General features: G+C 72.4%; 12 protein-coding genes. 3 read left to right on the top strand and 9 right to left on the bottom strand.

Translation table 11 applies throughout. From position 1 onward, the window contains the following. Both ACWD02_RS39965 and ACWD02_RS39960 read right to left on the bottom strand, forming a co-directional pair. Positions 1 to 3490: type I polyketide synthase (locus ACWD02_RS39965; protein ID WP_451220961.1), on the bottom strand; the 3490-nt coding region annotated here is incomplete at its 3' end. Between the two features lie 100 nt (positions 3491 to 3590). Then, entirely contained in the window at positions 3591 to 3857 is a 267-nt protein-coding gene (locus ACWD02_RS39960) for an acyl carrier protein (protein WP_451220958.1), read from the bottom strand. A 313-nt stretch (positions 3858 to 4170) separates the two neighbouring features. Between ACWD02_RS39960 and ACWD02_RS39955 the strand changes: the two genes are divergently transcribed. The 3 genes from ACWD02_RS39955 to ACWD02_RS39945 all read left to right on the top strand — a co-directional run bounded on the left by ACWD02_RS39955 (position 4171) and on the right by ACWD02_RS39945 (position 12341). Then, positions 4171 to 6912, top strand: a complete 2742-nt coding sequence (locus ACWD02_RS39955; RefSeq protein ID WP_451220955.1) for a type I polyketide synthase — start codon at positions 4171 to 4173, stop codon at positions 6910 to 6912. Between the two features lie 54 nt (positions 6913 to 6966). After that, complete coding sequence (locus ACWD02_RS39950; protein WP_451220952.1) at positions 6967 to 11541, top strand: amino acid adenylation domain-containing protein; 4575 nt, start codon at positions 6967 to 6969, stop codon at positions 11539 to 11541. A 125-nt stretch (positions 11542 to 11666) separates the two neighbouring features. Further along, positions 11667 to 12341, top strand: a complete 675-nt coding sequence (locus ACWD02_RS39945) for a TetR/AcrR family transcriptional regulator (protein WP_451220949.1) — start codon at positions 11667 to 11669, stop codon at positions 12339 to 12341. On the opposite strand, the gene ACWD02_RS39940 is transcribed toward ACWD02_RS39945, so the two are convergent. The 7 genes from ACWD02_RS39940 to ACWD02_RS39910 all read right to left on the bottom strand — a co-directional run bounded on the left by ACWD02_RS39940 (position 12342) and on the right by ACWD02_RS39910 (position 20953). Continuing rightward, positions 12342 to 13199, bottom strand: a complete 858-nt coding sequence (locus ACWD02_RS39940; RefSeq protein ID WP_451220946.1) for an alpha/beta hydrolase — start codon at positions 13197 to 13199, stop codon at positions 12342 to 12344. Then, a complete protein-coding gene (locus tag ACWD02_RS39935; RefSeq protein WP_451220943.1) occupies positions 13192 to 14367 on the bottom strand; it encodes an acyl-CoA dehydrogenase family protein in 1176 nt (391 codons plus the stop codon). The genes ACWD02_RS39940 and ACWD02_RS39935 overlap by 8 nt, the downstream gene beginning before the upstream one ends. Positions 14368 to 14426: 59 nt before the next feature. After that, positions 14427 to 14804: an ectoine synthase gene (locus ACWD02_RS39930; protein WP_451220941.1), complete on the bottom strand. Its 378-nt coding sequence runs from the start codon at positions 14802 to 14804 to the stop codon at positions 14427 to 14429. Positions 14805 to 14852: 48 nt separating this feature from the next. After that, positions 14853 to 16109: a GDSL-type esterase/lipase family protein gene (locus ACWD02_RS39925; protein WP_451220938.1), complete on the bottom strand. Its 1257-nt coding sequence runs from the start codon at positions 16107 to 16109 to the stop codon at positions 14853 to 14855. A gap of 241 nt (positions 16110 to 16350) precedes the next feature. Next, positions 16351 to 17160, bottom strand: a complete 810-nt coding sequence (locus ACWD02_RS39920; protein ID WP_451220935.1) for a thioesterase II family protein — start codon at positions 17158 to 17160, stop codon at positions 16351 to 16353. Beyond that, positions 17157 to 18503 (bottom strand): crotonyl-CoA carboxylase/reductase, encoded by a 1347-nt coding sequence (gene ccrA, locus ACWD02_RS39915; protein ID WP_451220932.1) that lies wholly within the window; start codon positions 18501 to 18503, stop codon positions 17157 to 17159. The genes ACWD02_RS39920 and ccrA overlap by 4 nt, the downstream gene beginning before the upstream one ends. Beyond that, on the bottom strand, positions 18500 to 20953 hold the full coding sequence (locus ACWD02_RS39910) for a beta-ketoacyl synthase N-terminal-like domain-containing protein (RefSeq protein WP_451220929.1): 2454 nt from the start codon (positions 20951 to 20953) through the stop codon (positions 18500 to 18502). Before ACWD02_RS39910 ends, ccrA begins: the two co-directional genes overlap by 4 nt. Positions 20954 to 20960: the final 7 nt, after the last annotated feature.

The following is a 20960-nucleotide window of genomic DNA, read 5'->3' as shown; positions in this document are numbered from 1 at the left end:
CGGATTCCGGCAGCGCCTCGGCGGCGGGGTGGGTCGCGACACGGGCCGTCGGCGCTGCCTCAGCCGCCGGTGCATCGATGCGATCGGCCGTCGCGGAGTCGCCAGGCATAGAAGCCGGCACGGTCCCGGCAACATAGGCCGCCTCAACCCTCTTGGCCGTCTCGACCACCCTGGCCGTCTCGGATTCCGGCAGCGCCTCGGCGGCGGGGTGGGTCGCGACACGGGCCGTCGGCGCTGCCTCAGCCGCCGGTGCATCGATGCGATCGGCCGTCGCGGCGTCGGCGGGGTGGGGCTCCGGTGCGGGCTCGCCGGCAAGCGCCGCCGCAACCGTCGCCTCGGCCTCCGGCTGCGCCACAGCGCCGGTACGGGCGGACTCGGCCGTCGGTGCGTCGACGCGGTCGGCCGCCGCGGGCCTGGCGGTGTCGTCGGCGTCAGTCGGTGCGGCGGTTGCCTCCGTCTCCAGGTAAGTCGCCAGGTCCTGCACCGTCGGGTGTTCGAAGACGATCGGTACCGGGAGGGCCACTCCGAACTGGGCCTGGAGCCTGGTGCGGAGTTCCGCGGCCGTCAGGGAGTCCAGGCCCTGTTCGAACAAGCCGCGTCGACGCAGCAGCCGCTGGTCCGGCGGCAGGTCGAGCACCGCGCGGATCACTTCGGCGACCCGGTCGGCGATGGTGACGTTCTGCGAGGGCTGCGCCGGTGGTGTCGACACGGGTGTGGGTTCGTTCGCAGGCGCGGATGCTCCGGGTCCCCGATCCGCCGCTTCCGCGAGGCGCGTCTCCGGTGCTGGGCCGTGGTGGCCCCGCTCGACGCCCGGCAGCCAGTGGCGGTCGCCGCCCCAGGTCGGTACGGGCAGGGTGCGGAACTGTCGCGGCCTGCCGGTGACCCGGTCCCAGTCGACGGGTACTCCGGCGACATGCAGCCTGGCCAGCGTCTTGTGCAGTGCCACCGGGCCCCGCTCGGCGCGGTGCAGTGTGCCGGTGACGGGCGCGCGGCGGCCGGTGCGGCGCACCGCGTCAGTGAGGGGCCGTACGAGCATGGGGTGCGGGGCGATCTCGACCAGCGCGTAGTCACGTTCGCCCAGGAGCCGCTCGACCGCGGGCCACAGCTGCACCGGCTCCACGAGATTGCGCCGCCAGTACGCGGCATCGGGGCGGCGCAGGTCGGCCGCCGGGTCGACGGTGGACAGCAGACGGGTGGTCGGCTCGGACACGGCCAGACCGGAGCCACCGGAGCCACCGGAGCCGCCGGAGCCGCCGGACAGCGTCTCGTACAGCGCGTCCGCGCAACCGCCCAAGGCCGGGCTGTGCGCCGGGTATTCGCTGTTGAGCCGCTTGCAGCGCAGGCCCGCCGCCCGCAGTGCGGCCACGGCATCGTCGAGGTCCGGCACGGGGCCCGAGACGACCGCCGAGTCAGGGCCGTTGACGAGGGCGACCACGACCTGCGGCCAGGCCCCGCCGAGCAGTTCGCGTACCTCGTCGGCGCCGGCCGACACCGCGTACATGAAGCCGAGGCCCGCGGCCCGCGAGTGCAGGATGTCCGCCCGCTCGACCACAAGCCGGGTGGCATCTCGCAGCGTGAGGCTGCCCGCGGCGTACGCGGCGGTGATCTCGCCGAGGCTCTGGCCGATCACGGCGGCCGGAGCCAGACCGCGCTCGGCGAGCCAGCGGGTCAGCGCGACCTGCACCGCGAAGATCGCGGGGTGGGCACGGTCGGTGCGGTCGAGCCGGTCGTCGGTGGCCCGCAGCGTGTCGAGCAGCGACCAGCCCGCGTGGGCGCGGATCAGCTCGTGGCACTCGTCGAGGGCATCACGCACGGTCGGGTCGGTGGCATGCAGGTCGAGGGCCATGTGGGGCCAGTGGCCACTCTGCCCGGAGTAGACGAAGACGGCGGGCGGCGGGTCGTCGGGGTCCTCGACGGTCGCGGCGCAGGCGTCGCGCGGCGGGTCGTCGGGGTCGACGAGCGTGTCGACGAGGTCCCTGCGGTCGGTGGCCACGGCCGCGAACCGGTGGGCGTCATGGGTACGGCGCGTGGCGGCGGACGCCGCGAGCTCACCGAGGTCGTCCTCCCCCGCCACCTGCTCACGAAGGCGCGCGACCTGCGTGGCGAGTCCCTCGGGGGTGGAGGCCGAGGCCAACAGGACGTAGGGCGCGGCTGGTTGAGGGCCGACCGGCGAATCAGCGGGAGCGGGCGCCGGGGCGCCCTCGGCGACCAGGTGCACATTGGTGCCGCTGAGCCCGAAGGCGCTGACACCGACCCGCACCGGCACATCCGCGCGGGCCACGTCGGTGGTCGTCAGGGGCACGGCGACACCCGCCGTGGCCCAGTCGAGCGCGGGGTTGAGGCTCTCGATGTGGGGCTGCGCGGGCACCCGGCCCGCGCGGATCACCCACAGGGCCTTGAGCAGTCCGCCGATGCCGGCGGCCGCGTCCATGTGCCCCATGACGGCCTTGAGGGAGCCGATGAGCAGCGCACGGTCGTGTCGCCCCGCCCCGTACACCTCGCTGAGTGCCTCCAGTTCGATGAGGTCGCCGAGCGGGGTGCCGGTGCCGTGGGCCTCGACGTAGTCGACGTCGGACGCGGCCGCGTCCGCCGCGGCCAGGGCCGCGCGCAGCACGGCGGACTGGGCCTCGCCGTTGGGCGCGGTCAGGCCCGCGCTGCCGCCGTCGTTGTTGACGGCCGAGCCGCGCAGCACGGCGTGGATGCGGTCGTGGTCGGCGAGCGCGTCCCGCAGCCGCTTGAGGACGACGATCCCGCAGCCGTCGCCGCGCACGAGCCCGTCGGCGCGCGCGTCGAAGGGCCGGCAGCGGCCGTTCGGCGAGATCGCCCCTACCTGGCTCATGAACACGCTGATGTCGGGGGTGATCTGAAGGTTCACGCCCCCGGCCAGGGCGGTGTCGCTCTCGCCCGCGCGCAGGCTCTGGCAGGCCTGGTGCACCGCGAGCAGCGAGGACGAGCAGGCGGAGCTCACGGTGGCGACCGGCCCGCGCAGGTCGAAGCTGTAGGCCAGGCGTCCGGCGGCGAAGCTCGCCTCGACGCCGCTGGCGTAGTGCTGGCCGATCCCGGCGGTGCCGAGGGTCTTGGCGTGCAGCAGCGTGTAGTCGTTGGAGAGCATGCCGACGAACACGGCGGTACGGCTTCCCCGCCATTGGCCGAGGGGACGCCCCGCGTCGGCCATGGCCTCCGCGCTCACTTCGAGGAGCAGCCGCTGCTGCGGGTCGACGCGTCCCGCCTCACGGGGCGAGATCCCGAAGTACGCGGCGTCGAACCGGTCGATGTCGTCGAGGAACCCCCCGACGTGGCTGACGACCGTGCCCGGCCGCTCGCGCAGTGGGTCGTGGATGGCGGCGCCCCACCGGTCCCGCGGGACCTCGGTCAGCGCGTCGGCACCCGATTCGAGCAGCTCACCGAGCGCTTCCAGGGTACGGACGCCCCCGGGGAAGCGGCATCCGAGACCTACGACGGCGATGGGTTCGGGAGACCGAACGCTCACCTCGTCTCCCTCCGTTGTCGTACTCCGATACGTGCGGATCCGGTAAGTCCACGAGCGGAAAGGCGGGCCCTCGCGCGCACCCGCCGAGCCAGGGCCTGTTTCAGGACGCCGGCGCCCCGGCCACGGTGCGGACCAGCGCGGTGATGGACCGCACATTCTTGAAGTTGGCCGCGTTGATCTTGTTGGCGGGAACGGCGACACCGAGCTCGTCGCGAATGAACTGCAGAAGAAGAAGCGTGTGCAGAGAGTTCATGATGCCCAGTTCGAAAAGCGGCGTCGTCTCGTCCAGTTCGGACTCGGCATCTCCGTCCATGTGCTTGTTCTTGATATAGGTGAGGATCTTCTCTGTGATCTCGTCGCCGGGCATACTTCCTCCGCTGCTCGAATGGGGCCCGCAGATTTCGGCGGTGTGGGACGGACAGGCACGACAGAAGCCGATTCGAGGGTAGGAAATCGCCGTCGGGCCGTCATCCCCTAGATCGCGTGGTGATCCCCTAAAGGCCCTGCGGCGGCGCCGAGGCGCGAGCTAGGGGGCGGTTAGGGGTGGTCCGGGCCCGCTCTCCGCTTCTACCGTTCCTTCGGCGGGATTCGGCCACGTGGCCGCGGAAGATTACTGACCGGCAGCCAGGGCGGAGCGACCCGAATCGACTTGGCGATGAATACAGGGGGCTGACGGTACGTTGGCGAATGAAGAGAAGCTGCGGCAATACCTGAAGAAGGTCACTGCCGATCTCCAGAATTCCCGCCGCCGCGTCCAGGAGCTCGAATCGCGCGCGGCCGAACCGATCGCCGTGGTCGGCATGGCCTGTCGGTTCCCCGGGGGCGTGACGTCCCCGGAGGATCTGTGGCGGCTCGTCGACACGGGCAGTGATGCCATTTCTCCATTCCCCGCGGACCGCGGCTGGGACATCGCGGGGTTGTACGCGCCCGATGCGGACGGCCTGGAGAAAGCAGGCACGTACGAGGGCGGATTCCTCGACGATGTCGCCGATTTCGACGCGGAGTTCTTCGGCATCGGCCCGCACGAGGCGCTCGCCCTCGACCCCCAGCACCGCCTGCTCCTGGAGACGTCCTGGGAGGCGCTGGAGCGGGCCGGCGTCGTGCCGGAGCGGCTGCGCGGCAGCAGGACCGGGATCTACGCGGGCCTGGTGTACGGCAACTACGGCCCGCACTCGCGCGAGAAGCCGCCCGCGGGCCTGGAACCGTATCTGGGCCTCGGTGGTTCACCGAGCGCGGCCACCGGCCGGATCGCCTACACCCTGGGCCTCGAAGGGCCCGCGGTCACGCTCGACACCGCCTGCTCCTCCTCGATGGTCGCGCTGCACACGGCGAGCCGGGCGCTGCGCGACGGAGACTGCACGCTGGCCCTGGCGGGCGGTGTCGCGGTGATGGCGACGCCGGACGCCTTCGAGGAGTTCGGGCGGCGGCACGGCCTGGCGCGCGACGGGCGCTGCAAGGCGTTCTCGGCGGCGGCCGACGGCATCGGCTTCTCCGAGGGCGTGGGCATGCTGGTCCTCGAACGGCTCTCGGACGCCGAGCGCAACGGCCGCGACGTGCTCGCCGTACTGCTCGGCTCCGCGGTCGGCCAGGACGGCGCGACCAACGGCCTCACCGCGCCGAGCGGCACCGCCCAGCGGAACCTGCTGCGTCAGGCGCTCGCCGACGCCCGCCTCACCCCCGACCAGGTCGACGCCGTGGAGGCGCACGGCGTGGGCAGTGCCATGGGCGACCGCATCGAGGCGGGCGCCCTGCTCGAGGTGTACGGGCAGGGGCGGCCCGCCGACCGGCCGCTGTTGCTCGGTTCGGTGAAGACCAACATCGGCCACCCGCACGCCGCGAGCGGAGTGGCGGGCGTGATCAAGACGGTGCTCGCGCTGCGCCATGAGCGGCTGCCCGGGAATCTGTACGCGGACCGGCCGAGCGACGACCTGGACTGGGCGGCGGGACCGCTGCGGCTCGTCGCCGAGTCCCGGCCGTGGCCGCGTGACGCGCAACGGCCCCGGATCGCGGGAGTGTCGTCGTTCGGCATCAGCGGTACGAACGCCCACGTACTCCTCGGCGAGGCACCACGCACCGAACCGCGCCCCGAGCCACGCACCGACGCGGCGGACCTCGAGGGTCTCGCCGTGCCGTGGGTGGTGTCGGCGAGGACCCCGGCTGCCCTGCGTGAGCAGGCCGCACGACTGCACGCGCATCTGGCCGACCGGCCCGAACTGCCGCCGCTGGACATCGGATTCACCCTGGCCTGCGCCCGGACCTCGCACGCGGAGCAAGCGGTGCTCGTCGCCTCCACCTCCGCCGAACTCATGGATCAGCTGTGCGCGGTGGCGCGCCAAGAGGGGCCCGCGGACACGCAAGCCGCACTCGGCGGCGGAACGTTCTGTCTCGGCGGCGCCGTCGGCGCGGACAGCCGCCGCCTGTACGAGCGGTTTCCCGCCTTCGCACGGGCCTGGGACGAGGTCGGCAAGGCGCTCGACGGCAACGACACGGACGACTGCGCCGAGTTCGCGTTCTCCGTCGCCCTTCACCGGCTCCTGGAGTCCTTCGGTCTGCGTCCACGGGCACTGACCGCGCGCTCGGGCGCCGGGGAGGCCGCCGCCGCGCATCTGAGCGGCGCGCTGTCCCTGACCGACGCGTGCACGCTCGCCGCCGCCCTCGCCGACAAGGCCGCGCTCGCCTCCACGGTCGAGGGCCTCGCCTTCGCGTCACCCACGACCCCGCTGGTGTCGGGGACTACACAACAGCCGCTCACCGACGTCGAGTTGAGCGACCCGTCGCACTGGCTGGACCGCTCGGACCCCGGCGACCCTGACCCCTCGTACACCTGCCTGGACGCCTCGCTCGCGAACCCCGCGGCCGTGCTGCGGCTCCTGGCGGCGGCCCGCGCCGCGGGTGCCGCCGTCGACTGGCAGGCCGCCTTCGAGGGCACGGGGGCACGCCGCGTGGAGCTTCCCACGTACGCCTTCCAGCGGCGCAGGTACTGGCTCGCGCCGCGGCCGGCGGCGGGTGACCAGGGGGTGTGGGCGGCGCCGGACGTGCTGCCCGCCGCGCCCCCCGCGCTGACGGACGACGAGCGCGCGGAGCTGACGCGGCTTGTCGTCGAGGAGCCGGAGGCCGGGCGTGAGGCGGCCTTGGCCGCGGTGCTCGACCGGGTCGCCTTCCTGCTCGGGCGCGACGCCGTGGATCTGGCCGAACCCCGCAGGACCCGGCTCGCCGAGCTCGGCTTCGACTCGCTGCTCGCCGTGCGACTGCGGCACCGGCTGCACACCGACCTCGGCGTCGGCCTCGCCCTGAAGGATCTGCTCGGCGGCGACAGCGCCCTCGGCATCGCGGACCGCATCTGTGCGCAACTGGTCGCGCGCGGCCTGCTGGCGCCCCTCCAGAGCGCGACGGAGGGCGACGTCGAAGTACTGAGTCTGTGACGGTCCGGCTCCCGCCCCCTCTTCCTGCCACCGCATCGCGTGAGGACTTCACCCATGGAGCATGAACTGCTCTCCGAACTGCACCGCCGGGGCATACGGCTCCGCCTGGCCGACGGCCGGCTCGACGTGCTCGCCCCCGCGGGCAGCCTCACGGACGGTCTGCGCGACAGGCTGCGCGCCGCACGTGAAGAGCTGATCGAGCTCCTGGGCCGCGCCGACCACGGCGGACCTGCCGCGGCGATCGTGCCCCGGCCCGAGCAGCGGCACGAACCGTTCCCGCTCACCGACATCCAGCACGCGTACTGGGTGGGCCGCAACCCCGCGATCGAGATGGGCGGCATCGCCACCCACGCCTACCTCGAGACCGCGACGGACGACCTGGACGTCGACCGCCTCGCCCGCGCCCTGCGGAAGGTCATCGACCGGCACGACATGCTGCGCGCGATCATCGAACCCTCGGGCCTGCAACGGGTATTGCCCGAGGTACCGCCGTACGAGATCCGTGTCGCGGATCTGCGCGGGCTCTCCGAGGCCGAGCAGGAGGCGCACCTGGAGAGCGTGCGCGAGGAGATGGGCCACCAGGTGCTCCCGGCGGACCGCTGGCCGGTGTTCGACATCCGCGCGAGCCGCCTGGACGACCGGCGGCTGCGGATTCACCTGAGCCTGGACATGCTGATCATGGACGGCTTCAGCATGGACCTCCTCTTCCAGGAGTGGCGCCGCTTCTACGAGGACCCCCGCTGGATCCCCGAGCCCCTCGAACTCTCCTACCGCGACTGCGTGATGGCGCAGCTGGAGGCCCGTGACGGCGCGGAGTACGCGCGCGCCGAGCGGTACTGGGCGGAGCGTCTCGACACGCTGCCGCCGGCCCCCGAACTGCCGATGCTGCCCAGCAGGCCCGGCCGCGGGGCGGTGGAGTTCCGCCGCCGGCACTCCGTCGTGCCCAAGGAGCGGTGGACGGCGATCAAGGAGGCCGCGCGGCGCCGGGGCATCACGCCGTCGGCGGCCCTGGTGACGGCGTTCACCGACGTGCTGCGCACCTGGTCCAAGGAGCCGGGCCACACCCTGAACCTGACGCTGTTCAACCGCCCGCCGCTGCACCCGCAAGTGGACGCCGTCATGGGGGACTTCACCTCGGTGACGCTCCTGTCGACCGACTCGGACCCGCGGGACACCTTCGCCGCCCGGGCCGGTGTGCTGCACCGGCGGCTCATCCAGGACCTGGAGCACCTCTCGTACAGCGGGGTGCAGGTGCTCCGCGAACGCGCGCGGCGGCAGGGCGGGATGCCGGGCGCGGCGATGCCCGTCGTCTTCACCAGCATGCTCGGGGCGTCGTCGGACGCCGGTCTCACCGGCGGCCTGAAGTTCCTCGGCGAGATCGTCAACGGCGTCAGTCAGACCCCGCAGGTGTGGCTCGACCATCAGGTCACCGAGGAGCACGGGGAACTGCACCTCAACTGGGACGCCGCCGAGGAGCTGTTCCCCGCATGCCTCCTCGACGACATGTTCACCTCCTACGAGGATCTGGTGGGCCGGCTCGGCAGCGACGAGGGCCTGTGGGACGACCCCGGCCCCGCCGTCGCCCTTCCCGCGTGGCAGGAGAGCGAGCGTCTCGCCGCCAACGACACCGAGGCGCCGATCCCCGAGCGAACCCTGTGTTCCCTGGTGGAGGAGCAGGCCGAGCGGACGCCGGACGCCGACGCCGTGCTGGCCGCCGACGGCCGCTACACCTACGGCGAACTCCTGGGCCAGGAGCGCCGTCTCGCGCACCGCCTGGTCGATCTGGGCGCCCGTACGGACGAGTTGATCGCCGTCGTGATGCCCAAGTGCCGCGAGCAGGTCGCCGCGGCCATCGGCATCACCCGCTCCGGCGCGGCCTATCTGCCGCTCGACCCGCAGTGGCCTGCCGCCCGCCGAGCCCAGCTGTACGACCGCTGCTCGGTGCGCTTCGCGGTGACCACGCCCGAGCTGCGCGAGCGCCTCGACTGGCCGGCGGGCGTCCAGGTGGTGACCTTCGCCGACAGCGAGGTCCGCTCGGCTCCGATCACCCCGCCCGCCGTCGACCCGGCGCCCACCGACCTCGCGTACACCATCTTCACCTCGGGTTCCACCGGGCAGCCCAAGGGTGTGGTGATCGACCACCGGGGTGCGGCCAACACCGTGCAGGACATCAACCAGCGGTTCGACGTCGGCCCGGACGACCGCGTCCTGTCCCTGTCCTCGCTCAGCTTCGACCTGTCCGTGTACGACGTCTTCGGCACCCTGGCCGCGGGTGCCGCCGTGGTCCTGCCCGCTCCGGAGGACGCCCACGACCCGGCGCACTGGACGGACCTGGTGCGGCGCCACGGGGTGACGGTATGGAACTCGGTGCCCGCCCTCATGCAGGCGTGGACCGACAGCCTCAAGGACGACAACACGTCGTTCACCGAGGAGAGTTCGACGCTGCGGCTCGCGCTCCTGAGTGGTGACTGGATCCCGGTGGCCCTGCCCGACACCATCCGCGCGCATCATCCGCGTACCCGGGTGATCAGCCTGGGCGGCGCCACCGAGGCATCCATCTGGTCCGTCTCGTACCCCATCGGCGAGGTGCCCGACGACTGGACCCGCATCCCGTACGGCAAACCGCTCGCCCGGCAGACCCTGCACGTGTACGACGAGCGGCTCGAACCGTGCCCCGTGTGGGCCACCGGAGAGATCTACATCGGCGGCATCGGCGTCGCGAAGGGCTACTGGGGCGACGAGGAGAAGACCGCCGAGCGGTTCATCACCCACCCCCGGACCGGTGAACGCATCTACCGCACCGGCGACTTGGGCCGTTATCTGCCCGGCGGGGACATCGACTTCCTGGGCCGCGAGGACTCACAGATCAAGCTGAACGGCTACCGCATCGAACTGGGCGAGATCGAGGCGACACTGGCCCGGCAGGACGGCGTGGCCGAGGCGGTCGTCGGCATCGGCACCAACCCCACCACGGGCCGCTCCCAGCTCGTGGGGTACGTGGTGCCCGACGCGGACGGCGCCGCGGATGCCGGGGCACCGGACGAGGGCGAGCTGCTGCGGCAGGTCACCGGGCGGGCCGGAGAACGCCGGGAGCGCGAACAGGCCGGACGAGCACAGGAGTTGCGCACCGAGGAGCGCACCCATGCGGCGGCGGACGCCCTGTGCCCCCTGGTGATCGCACGGTCCCTGGCCCGGCTCGGGTTCTTCCGCTCGGCCGGCGACAGCGCCCGCTGCGAGGACATCCTGGCGTCCGGCATCAAGCCCGTCTACCGGGAGCTGATCGGGCGCCAGCTGGCCGAGCTCGCGGCGCGCGGCCTGCTGCGGGCCGTCGACGGCGGCAGCGGCGAGGGCGGGACGGCGTACCGCTGCGAGCGGCCCTTCGACGCCGACGTCCTGGACGCGGAGATCCGCCGCACCCTGGACGGCATGGACGTCACCGGTCCGCACGGTGTGCTGCGCGAGTACTTCGCGCAGTGTGCCGAGCACCAAGTGGCCATGCTGCGGGGCGAGGTGAGCCCCCTGGAGTTCCTGATGCCCGACGGCGACTGGCGCGTGACGCGGGCCCTGTACGCGGACAATCCCGTGGCGCAGGTGCAGAACCGCACCGTGGCGCAGGCCCTGCGGACGTTCGTGGACGCCTGGCCGGGCGCCGAGCCGGTGCGCATCCTGGAGGTCGGCGCGGGTACCGGCGGGACCACCGAGCGGGTCCTGCCCGAGCTGCCCGCTGACCGGGTGCGGTACTGCTTCACCGACATCTCCAGCTACTTCACGTCGCGTGCGGAGCAGCGGTTCAAGGCCGAGCACCCTTTCCTCGAGCACCGCGTGTTCGACATCGACGCGGACCCCGCCGAGCAGGGCTTCGCCCCCGGCTGCGCGGACGTGATCCTGGCCGCCAACGTGCTGCACGACGCCAAGAGCATCGGACAGACGCTGACCCGGCTGCGGGCGCTGCTCTCGCCGGGCGGACTGCTCGTCCTCCTGGAGAGCACCGTCAACATGCCGTCCGCGCTGATCACGGTCGGCCTGATCGAGGGCCTGGCCCAGGAACGCGCCACGGACGAGCAGCGTCCTCCGCTGCTCTCGGTGGCGCAGTGGCGGGAGCAGGTCGAGACCGCCGGCTTCGACGGATTCACCTCGCTCCCGGCCGAGGGCGCGCCGGACGACCTCTACATGCACGTACTGATCGCGGCGGCCCCGGGCGGCGCCACACCGGCCCTGGACGTGGAGCTGCTGCGCCGGGGGGTGGAGGAGTCGCTGCCGGAGTACATGGTGCCGCGGCACCTGCTGCTCCTGGACCAGCTCCCGCTGAGCTCCAACGGCAAGGTCGACCGGAGCGCGCTGCCGCTGCCGTGGCAGGAGGCCGCCGCGGTGACGCGGGTGACACCCCGCGACGCCGTCGAGCAGCGGTTGTTCGAGCTGTGGAGCGAGGCCCTGGGACGCACGGACTTCGGCGTCGAGGACAACTTCTTCGATCTGGGCGGGGACTCGCTGCATGTGGTGAGCATGCTGGGGCCGCTGCGCGAGGAGCTCGGGCTGCACCGCAGCGCCCAGGAGATCGTGGAGGCGCTCCTGGACCGGCCCACCATCGCGGCGCTCGCCGCATCGGTGCCCGAATGGTCGCGCCCGTAGGGCTGTTCACCGGAAAAGCCCTGTTTCCCGGGCAGCGGGCAAGCCGGGGATGGCTGGCTATCATGACGGAAACCTGGGGCGCGCGCCCCGACAGGACCACGCCGCAGTCGCACCGGAGGTGACGCATGTCCTCGCTGTCGAAAGGAGGTCGTCGGCCAGCAGCCGACGCGGGCAGTCCGCCCTCCCCTCGCCCCTCGGGCCTGCGCGAGCGAAAAAAGGCCAGGACCCGTACGGCGATCCAGCGGGAGGCTCTGCGCCTGTTCCGGGAGCGGGGGTACAGCGTCACGACGGTCGAGCAGATCGCGGAGGCCGCCGAGGTCGCGCCGAGCACGGTCTTCCGGTACTTCACGACCAAAGAGGACCTGATCCGGCTCGATGACGACTATTCGCTGCTGACCAGGGCCTTTCACGCCCAGCCCGCGGAGCTGAGCCCCACGCGGGCACTGCGTTTCGCCCTGCGGGAGATGTTCTCCGGGCAGTCGTCGGACGAGCTGGCGGAGCGGATGGAGCGCGAGATGCTCATCCTGTCGGTCCCGGAGCTGTGGGCGGCGAACCTGTCGAACATCACGTCGACGCTGCCGAGACTGGCCTCGCTGATGGCCGAGCACACGGACCGCTCCCCCGACGACCCCGAGGTGCGCAGCCTCACCGGAGCGGTCTGCGGGGTGATCCTGATGGTGTGGCTCGACTGGGCCAAGGACCCGTCGATGGACGGCCCCGCCGTCCTCGACCAGGCCCTGGCCCATCTCGAGGCGGGTCTTCCCGTCTCCCCCGCGCCGTCCTCGTCGCCCACGCCGTGACTAGGGCGCGGTGTCGGCCGCGGCCGTGCACCCCAGCGCGCGGCGCACATGGCCGCCGAGCAGGGTGATGGCCTCCGCGGGACGCCGTGCCAGACCGCCCCAGGCCAGGAACCCGTGGTCGAGTCCGTCCCCGTCGACCAGCGTGGTGGGGACGCCGGCCGAGCGCAGCCGTGCCGTGAACTCCCGTATCTGACCGCGCAGGAAGTCGAACTCGCCCGTGGCGACCACCGTGGGCGGCAGCACGCTCAGATCGGGGGCGAGCAGCGGCGACACCTCCGGGGACGTGCGGTCGCCGTCGCCGACGTACAACTCGATCATCCTCAGCAGATCCGCGGGCAGCGCGCCGGACGGCGGCTCCGCGCGCAGGTCGACCGCCGGGTAGGCGAGCAGCAGCAGGGTGAGCGCGGGCCCGCCGGACGCGGCGATGCGCAGGGCGGCGGCGAGGGCGATCTGGCCGCCGCCGCTCTCTCCCACCAGGCCGATGCGGCCCGGGTCCAGGCCGAGTTCGGCGGCATGGCCGACGATCCACTCGACGGCGGCCACGGCGTCGTCGACGGCCGCCGGGTGGGGGTGCTCGGGCGGGCGCCGGTAGGCCACCGAGAGGTACGCGGCGTCGCAGGCGCGGGTCAGGGAGCGGACCACCGGGTCGTACGAGTCGATGCCGCCGAGCGCCCAGCCGCCGCCGTGGAAGAAGATCAGGGCGGGCTGCGGTTCGGGGGCGCCGTGCGGCCGGTAGAGGCGGGCGGGCCGCCCGGCGACGGTGAGGTCACGGACCTCGGCCACGTCGGGCCGCGGCAGCTTGGACATCATCTGGTCGTGCCGGTCCCGCAGTTGGGACACGGTGAGGGGCTCAGGCATGGGGTCGGCTCCCGTCCGGGGCCGGCTCCTCGAGGCCCATCATGGTGGCGATCCTGTTGCGCTGGATGTCGGTGGTGCCGGAGTAGATGGTGCCTGCCATGGCGCTGCGCACGTCGTGCTCCAGGCCGTACTCGGTCATGTAGCCGTAGCCGCCGAAGATCTGGACGGCGTTGACGGCCGAGGACAGATTGCCCTCGCTGGCGAGGAGCTTGGCGACAGCGACGTCCACGGTGGCGTCCTCGTCCCGCTGCACCTTGACCGCAGCGTCGTACAGGGCGCGCCGGGCGGTGTCCACGGCCATGCGCATCTCCACGACGCGGTGGGCGACGGACTGGTAGGAGCCGATGTGCCGGCCGAACTGCCGGCGGCTCCTGACGTAGTCGACCGTGCGCTCCAGGCGGTGCTGCATCTCGCCCACGTTCACGGCGAAGGAGCAGAGCACCTCCCACTTCATCACGTGGTCGAAGATGGCGAAGCCGGAGCCGACGTCGCCGAGGATGTTGTGCGCGGGCACCCGGCAGTCGTCGAAGAACAGCTCGCCGAGCGGCGAGGAGCGCAGCCCCATCTTCCGCATGGGTCGGCCGACGGTGAGACCGGGCCGGTCGCGTTCCACGACGACTGCCGTGATGCCGAAGGCTCCCGCGCCGGGGTCGGTCTTCACATAGACGACGTACAGGTCGGCGACCGGGCCGTTCGTGACGAACGCCTTGTGTCCGTTGATGACCAGGTCGTCGCCGTCGTGCTCGGCCCGGGTGCGCAGGGCGAGCATGTCGGAGCCCGCCTCCGGCTCGGAGATGGCGTGGGCGCCGATCAGCTCGCCCGCGGCGGCGGCCGTCAGGACACGTTCCTTGAGCGCGTCGGAGCCGAAGCGGTCGACGGGCAGGCAGGTGCTGATGAGGTGAGTGCAGGCGGAGAAGCTGAGCCCGGTGTCACGGCACCCCTCCCCCAGGCCCTCCAGGACGTGCATCGTGGTCGTCAGGTCCTGGCCGAGTCCGCCCCAGGCCCCGTCGACCGGCAGGCCGAGCAGACCGGACCCGGCCAGGAGCCGCCACTGTTCGCGGGGGAACTCGCCGTCCGCGTCCCGTTCGAGATATCCGGTGCTCAGGGGTTTCCCGAGCCCCAGCGCCGCGTCGCGCAGCGCCCTCTGGTCCTCATTCCACTGAATCAACGGTGCATCCTCTTCCGCGAGCTCGAACGGGACCGGGCGGGCGTGGTGCGGCGGACGGGTCAGTACTGCGAGAAGCCGAACTCGTCCAGCCTGTGTGCCTCGTCGCCGCGCAGCGGCGGGTTGAACACACTGATCAGATGCAGGTCCTCATGGGCGTCGGCCACGAGGAAGTGCGCGTCGTGCTGATCGAGTACGTAGAGCACCCCCGGTTCGAGCCGGTAGGTGACGGCGCCGTCCGCCGATGTGACCTCACCGTGGCCGCCGATGCAGTAGCACGCCTCCAGGTGCCGGCGGTACTGCAGCCGGGACTTGGTGCCCGCACGCACCGTGGTCTCGGCCACGGTGAAGCCCATCCCGTCCGTCTCCACGAGCAGACGGCGGCTGGTGCCGTTGCCCCACTCGACGGCTCTGACCTGTGAACTGTCCCGTATGAACAACGTTGCCTCTCCTCTCTGAGTCTTTCTTGTCCCTCTGGGGCCTGTACGTCACCGGAGGTGGGGGGCCACCGCGGCGGCCATGGCGCGGTATCCGGCGCCGTTGGGGTGCACTCCGTCCCCGCTGTCGAGGCGGGGGTCCATGCGCACCGGATCGGTGGGGTCGGCGAGGACGCGGTCGGAGTCGACCACGGCGGCGTAGCGCCGCTCCTGGAGCATCCACGCGTTGACCGCCATGCGGATCTTGTCGTGGTGCTCCTGGTACGTCGGCGACGACCCGTACGGCGGCTTCGTGATGCCGATGACCGGCAGCTTGAACTCCGCGGCCTGGCGCAGCAGTTCACGGTGGCCGGCGATCAGCTCGTCCGGGGTGACCTCGGGGGTCTCACCGAGGCAGGGGTGGTTTCCGTGGACGGTGATGTCGTTGCCGCCCAGCTGCACGACGATCCTGCGTACGCCGGGCTGGGTCAGCGCGTCGCGGCGGAAGCGCTTGGTGGCCTTCTCACCGAGGCAGAAGGTGTCGTTGAGGAGGCGGTTGCCGCTGATGCCGGTGTTGGCCACGGCGTGCGGGGTGCCCTGGGCGGCGAGGAGTTCGGCGAGGGCGTCGGGATAGCGCTCGTCGCGGTCCATGGCCGAACCGAATCCGTCGGTGAGCGAGTCGCCGAAGCACATCACGGTGTACTGCCGGGCGGAAGCGGCGACGTCGATCGCCGCGAGGCAGTACATCGCCCCCGTGGTCTCGGTGAACGCGGTGCCGTCCGTGTCGTCGCGGTGGTCTCCGGCCGCCCGGTGGCAGGTGCTCCCGGCCCACGGGTGGAAGGTGACGGGCCCGGTGGCGTCCTTGAAGTACAGGGTGACCGCGACCCGTTCGCGGGCGGCGACCGTCAGGTGCACCGCGTCGCTCGCCAGGGTGCCGCCGGGCTGCACCGTCACCGCCGAGGCACCGTCGAAGGTCAGCCGGCGCACGGTGCCGGGGCGTATCGCGGCGCCGCCCGCGCTGAGCGCCACGGTGGCGCCGGCCAGCCGCATCGGCCGCGTGCCGAAGTGGTGGGAGAGCCGCACGCGCAGCGTCCGGCCGCCGAGGCTGGTGCGGGCGAGCTGGCGGACGCTGTGGTCGGCGAAGCCCTCCTTGGACCAGTTGGTGCCCATGCCGAGGCTGGGCGGCGTCATCGCGGTCGACCAGGTGGTCACCCAGTTCCGGGATGCCTCCGGCCCGTCGGCTGCCCGCGCGGACGCCGCCGCCGTCAGGCCCGCTGCCGCCGTGGTGCCGATGAGGGCGAGCGCCCGGCGCCTGGTGGTCTCCGTCATGCCTTGCTCCTTCCGCGCGCCGTGGCGCGCCCGTCCCGTGTGCGGGTCTCCACCACGGACCGGTATGCGGGCAAGGAAAAGAAATCAAGGGATTACGTGAACCGACCGCGGTACTTCAACCGTGAAATGGTGGTGCCCTGAATATGCGGAGACGCTAACGCGCGCCTCGGTCGGCCCATAACCCCTAACCGGCCCCTATTGCCCGGTCCTTGCCACCTAGAAGGCGGTTACCGGCCACCGGTCACCGGGAAGTGGGGCACAGTGAGTCGGTGATGATTTCGACAATGTCGTCGCGGCATTCCTCGATGAAGAAATGTCCGCCGGGAAAGACCCGCAGCGTGAAGCCGCCCGCGCTGTGGGCACGCCAGTCGCGCACCTCCGCCACGGTCGCCTTGGGGTCGCTCCCGCCGGTGAGCGCGGTGATCGGACAGGTCAGCGGCGGGCCTGGCGTGAAGGCGTAGGTCTCGGCCGCGCGGTAGTCGCTGCGTATGGCGGGCAGCACGGTGGCAAGGAGCTCCGGGTCCGCCGCGAGGCGCTGATCGGTGCCGCCGACGGTGAGCAACTCCTGTACCAGGTCCGCGTCGTCGGCGAGGTGAACCCGCTCGTCACGGTGCCGAGAGGGCGCCCGGCGGCCGGAGACGAAGAGCCGCGAGGGCCACGCCGTCATGGCGGCCTCGCAGCGGCGCGCCACCTCGAAGGCGAGGAGCGCGCCCATGCTGTGCCCGAAGAAGGCGAACGGCCGGTCCAGGCGCGGCAACAGCGCCTCGTAGATGCGGTCGGCAAGCCGGGGGATGTCGTCGACACAGGGTTCGCGATAGCGGTCCTGCCGTCCCGGATACTGCACCGCCAGCACGTCGATCGCGGGGGCCAGGGCTCGCGAGAGGGGGTAGAAATAGCTCGCGCTGCCACCCGCGTGCGGGAAACAGACGAGCCGCACGGCTTGTTTCTCTCGCCGCCTCTCCCCTGGTTTTCCGGCCGTGTTCTCGGTTTCGTCTCCGGCCTGTTGATACGACCTCACCCACAGGCCGGAATGATGTGCGGGACCGCTCATGCCCGCTGTGCTCCCGGATTGTGCCGGAACAGATTGATCCGGTCGAGTTTCCGGGCGCGGAGCTCGGGGTCGCGGACTCCTCGGCCCTCACGGTCGGCGAGGCAGAGCACGCCCACCTTGCCGTGGTGGGTGTTGCCCGCCACGTCGTAGGTGGCGTCGCCCGCGCCTTCGAGGGGGTAGGTCCGCGAGAGCACCGGATGGACCGCGCCGCTCGCGACGAGGTCGTTGGCGGACCAGGCTTCCTTGTAGTTCGCCATGTGCGACCCGATGATGCGTTTGACGTGCATCCACAGATGGCGGTTGTCGTAGCTGTGCTGGTAGCCGGTGGTCGACGCGCAGGTGACCACCTTTCCGCCACGGGCGGCCACCATGACGCTGACGCCGAAGGTGTCCCGTCCGGGGTGCTCGATGACGATGTCCGGGTCGTCGCCCGCGAGGCCGCGGATGGCGCTGCGGAAGCGGCTCCACTCGCCGAGGCGCGGGCGGTCCTGCTCGTCCCAGAAGGTGTAGTTGCCCGCGGACCGGTCGATGATCAGCTCCGCTCCCATCCCGCGGCACAGGTCGGCCTTGGCCTGTGAGGACACGACGCAGATCGGGATGGCACCGCCGTTGAGGGCGAACTGCGTCGCGTAGGCGCCGACACCGCCGCCCGCGCCCCAGATCAGGACGCGCTCGCCCTGCTTCATCCCCGCTCCGTGGTCGGACACCAGCTGGCGGTAGGCGGTGGAGAGCGCCACCCCCAGCGAGGCGGCCTCCTCCCAGGTGAGGTGGGCGGGCTTCGGCATCAGCTGGTTCGCCTTGACCAGCGAGACCTCCGCGAGGCCGCCGAAGTTCGTCTCGTACCCCCAGACCTTCTGGCCGGGGTCGAGCAGGGCGTCGTCGTGTCCGCCGGGGGTCTGCAGGTCCGGCTGGAGGCAGTGCACGACGACCTCGTCGCCGGGCTTCCACTCGTGGACGCCCGGTCCGGTGCGCAGCACGACACCGGAGAGGTCGGAGCCGAGGATGTGGTACGGCAGGTCGTGGCGCGCGGCCTCGGGTGAGGTGCGGCCGAGCGTGCGCAGGAAACGGAAGGTGGGGACGGGCTCGAACAGCGCGGACCACACGGTGTTGTAGTTGATCGAGCTGGCCATGGCGGCGACGAGCACCTCGCCGTGCCCGAGCTCCGGGGTGGCGACCTCCTGCACGTGGACCGTCTTGCGGGGGTCGCGGTCCGCGGCGGGTGTCCGGGCGATCTCCTTCTGCTCCGATGCGAGGACGACGGCGGCCCGGAAGGAGGCCGGGACCTCGCAGGCCGCGATGGCCTGCGGGTCGTCCGTGGCCGCGGCGTCGCGGAGTTGACTCATCGACTGGTCCTTGTCTTCCGGGTCGTCGGGCGGGGCGCGCCGTCGGCGGTCGGGGCGAGGGTGATGACGGGGCCTGCTTCGCCGGGCGCCGGGCCCACGGCGGCTTCGGCTCCGTCGGCGGTGCCGGTGTGCAGCGCCCTTAGCACGCCGAGGATGCCGTCCGCGGCGAGGAAGGTGTCACCTGTGGGGGCGCCGCAGGTGATGTCGGCCGGCGTGTGGGGCGTGGCGGGCCAGGTGGACGTGAGTCGGGCGAGGGGGGTGAGGCCGTGGGCGCGGGCGGTGGATTCCCGGCTCAGGGCGAGCAGGAAGGCCCCTTCGGCGACGCGCCGCGGGTCGAGCCCCATGAAGCGGGCGAACTCGGGGCGGCCGGTGGGGCTGACGCCCAGCACGAGCGCCATGTCGAGGAGGCCGCGGGACAGCTGCCGGAGCGCGGTGTGCACGGCGGTGAGCCCGCTGGTGGCGCCGGTGTCCACCAGCATGGTGGAGCCGCCCAGGTCATGGCGGTTGGCGATACGGGCCGCGATGACGTTGGGCATGATCCCCGGCAGTGTGTCCTTCGTGGTCGCCTGGGTCCTTGACCTGATCTCGGCGAGGCAGTCGGCGAACGCCGTGCGGTCGGGGCCTTCGAGGACCCGGTCCACCTCGGTGGCGTAGCAGCGCACGAGGTGGTCCATCGCGGACGGCGACGGTCCCGTGGTGGCCGCGACGACGCCGGTGGTGGCGCGCATCGGGGCCCACAGCTCGCCGTGCTCGGCGACGAACAGGGCCGCCGCGCGCAGGGCCATGAGCTGGCTCGGGTCGGTGGCACGCACGGTGGGCGGCGGGAGGCGTACGTCCTGGAACGGCGGCGCCGGATACGCGGCGCCGAACGTACGCGGCCCCGCGAGGCGGCCCTCGCGCACCAGTTGTTCCACTTCCGCGGGGCCGGGGTCCCCGGGCAGGTGCGCGCTCCAGGCGAGCAGCACCACCGGGTCGGCTTCGGGTTCCGGGGCGGGCCGGGGCCGGGGCGCGGGTGCGCGGTCGGCGACCAGCAGGTGGGCGTTGGTGCCGCCGAACCCGAAGGAGGAGGCACCCGCGATGCGGGGGCGCGTGCCTCCTTCGGGCCAGGGAATGTCGGTGACGGGTATGCGCACGCGGTCGTCGGCCGGTTCCGTGGTCCCGCCCGCGGGCTGTGCCGCGCGCTCGGTGTAGCGGCGCTGTGCGGGGATCGCTCCGTGGCGCAGCGCCGTCAGGAGCTCGATGACCGAGACCACTCCGGCGCTCCATCCGGTGTGGCCCAGCAAGGACTTGTTGGAGCCGCACCAGACGCCGTCGGGGCCGGTGACCTCGGCGAGCGTGCGCACCTCCACCGCGTCGCCGACGGCCGTGCCCGTTCCGTGCGCGACCACCCAGTCCACCGCGTCCGACGTCACTCCCGCGCTCTGCCGGGCGCGGTCCAGGCAGCGCCGCTGGCCAACCGGATTGGGGGCGTAGATCGCCGCGCCCCGGCCGTCCGAGGACCCGCCGAAGCCGAGGAGGACGCCGAGCACCGGGTCGCCGTCCGCACGGGCACGGTCGAGGCGCTTGAGCGCGACGATGCCCGCGCCGTCGGTGAAGAGGGTGCCGTCCGCCGCCTGGTCGAACACGCGGACGTCCCCGGTGCGGCTCAGGCCGCGCAGTTTGGCGAAGCCGACGTTGTAGCGCGGCGTCACTCCCGAGACCCCGCCGCAGTACGCGATGTCGCTGTCCCCGGCCAGCAGGCTCGTGATGCCCTGGCCGATCGCGTACAGGGCGGAGGAGCAGGCGGTGTCGACCACGGCGAACTCGCAGTCGCCGGGCAGCAGTCCGGCCGCCGCGGCCCGCGCGACCCGGTCGGGCAGGGTGTCGCGCGGCGGTCCGCTCCCGTGTCCGTAGTGGCGTCCCAGCAGCCCGCGCAGCCGCTCCTCGGCCTCGGCTCGGCGTGCGGGGTCGTCGGGGTGCCGGTGCCCGGCGGTGTGCCGGGCGACGGACTCGGTCAGGACCGCTTCGTCGGTGCGCTGTCCGACGACGGTGCTGCCGCCGACGTAGTAGGCGTAGCGGTCGGTGTCGCGTGCGATGACCGTGTCGCCTGCCTGGAGCAGGCAGTGCCGCAGCCAGACCGGATGCTGCTCGGCGGCCGAGAAGGCGCCGCTCGCGATCTCCTCCGCGAGCCTGGGGTGCGGCCGGAAGTCGTGCAGGAATCCCGAGGTACGTACGTAGCTTCGGTCCTCGGCCGCGGGGTCCGCGGACCAGAAGTCGTCGAGGCGGTAGCGGTCCGCGGGCTCCTCGAACACGGGCAGGTCGCCGCAGAGCAGCTTCCAGAACTCGTCCGGGTCGCAGGCGCCCGGCACCGCGATGCCCATCCCCACGACCGCGACCGCTTCGCCGTACGCGACTTCGTCGTACGTGCCTTCGCCATACGGGCCTTCGTCATACGGGCCGGTGGAGGTCATCACCGAC

This window comes from Streptomyces sp. NPDC002853, from assembly GCF_053591915.1.
Note: the sequence above shows the minus strand (reverse complement) of the source record. Positions and strands in the feature narration are given on the sequence as shown.

What these genes read in the sequence shown, in the direction of transcription:
- ACWD02_RS39920 (WP_451220935.1), bottom strand. Translation starts at nt 17,160, where the DNA reads ATGAGCGGTCCCGCACATCATTCCGGCCTGTGGGTGAGGTCGTATCAA.
- ccrA (WP_451220932.1), bottom strand. Translation starts at nt 18,503, where the DNA reads ATGAGTCAACTCCGCGACGCCGCGGCCACGGACGACCCGCAGGCCATC.
- ACWD02_RS39940 (WP_451220946.1), bottom strand. Translation starts at nt 13,199, where the DNA reads ATGCCTGAGCCCCTCACCGTGTCCCAACTGCGGGACCGGCACGACCAG.
- ACWD02_RS39945 (WP_451220949.1), top strand. Translation starts at nt 11,667, where the DNA reads ATGTCCTCGCTGTCGAAAGGAGGTCGTCGGCCAGCAGCCGACGCGGGC.
- ACWD02_RS39950 (WP_451220952.1), top strand. Translation starts at nt 6,967, where the DNA reads ATGGAGCATGAACTGCTCTCCGAACTGCACCGCCGGGGCATACGGCTC.
- ACWD02_RS39960 (WP_451220958.1), bottom strand. Translation starts at nt 3,857, where the DNA reads ATGCCCGGCGACGAGATCACAGAGAAGATCCTCACCTATATCAAGAAC.
- ACWD02_RS39925 (WP_451220938.1), bottom strand. Translation starts at nt 16,109, where the DNA reads ATGACGGAGACCACCAGGCGCCGGGCGCTCGCCCTCATCGGCACCACG.
- ACWD02_RS39910 (WP_451220929.1), bottom strand. Translation starts at nt 20,953, where the DNA reads ATGACCTCCACCGGCCCGTATGACGAAGGCCCGTATGGCGAAGGCACG.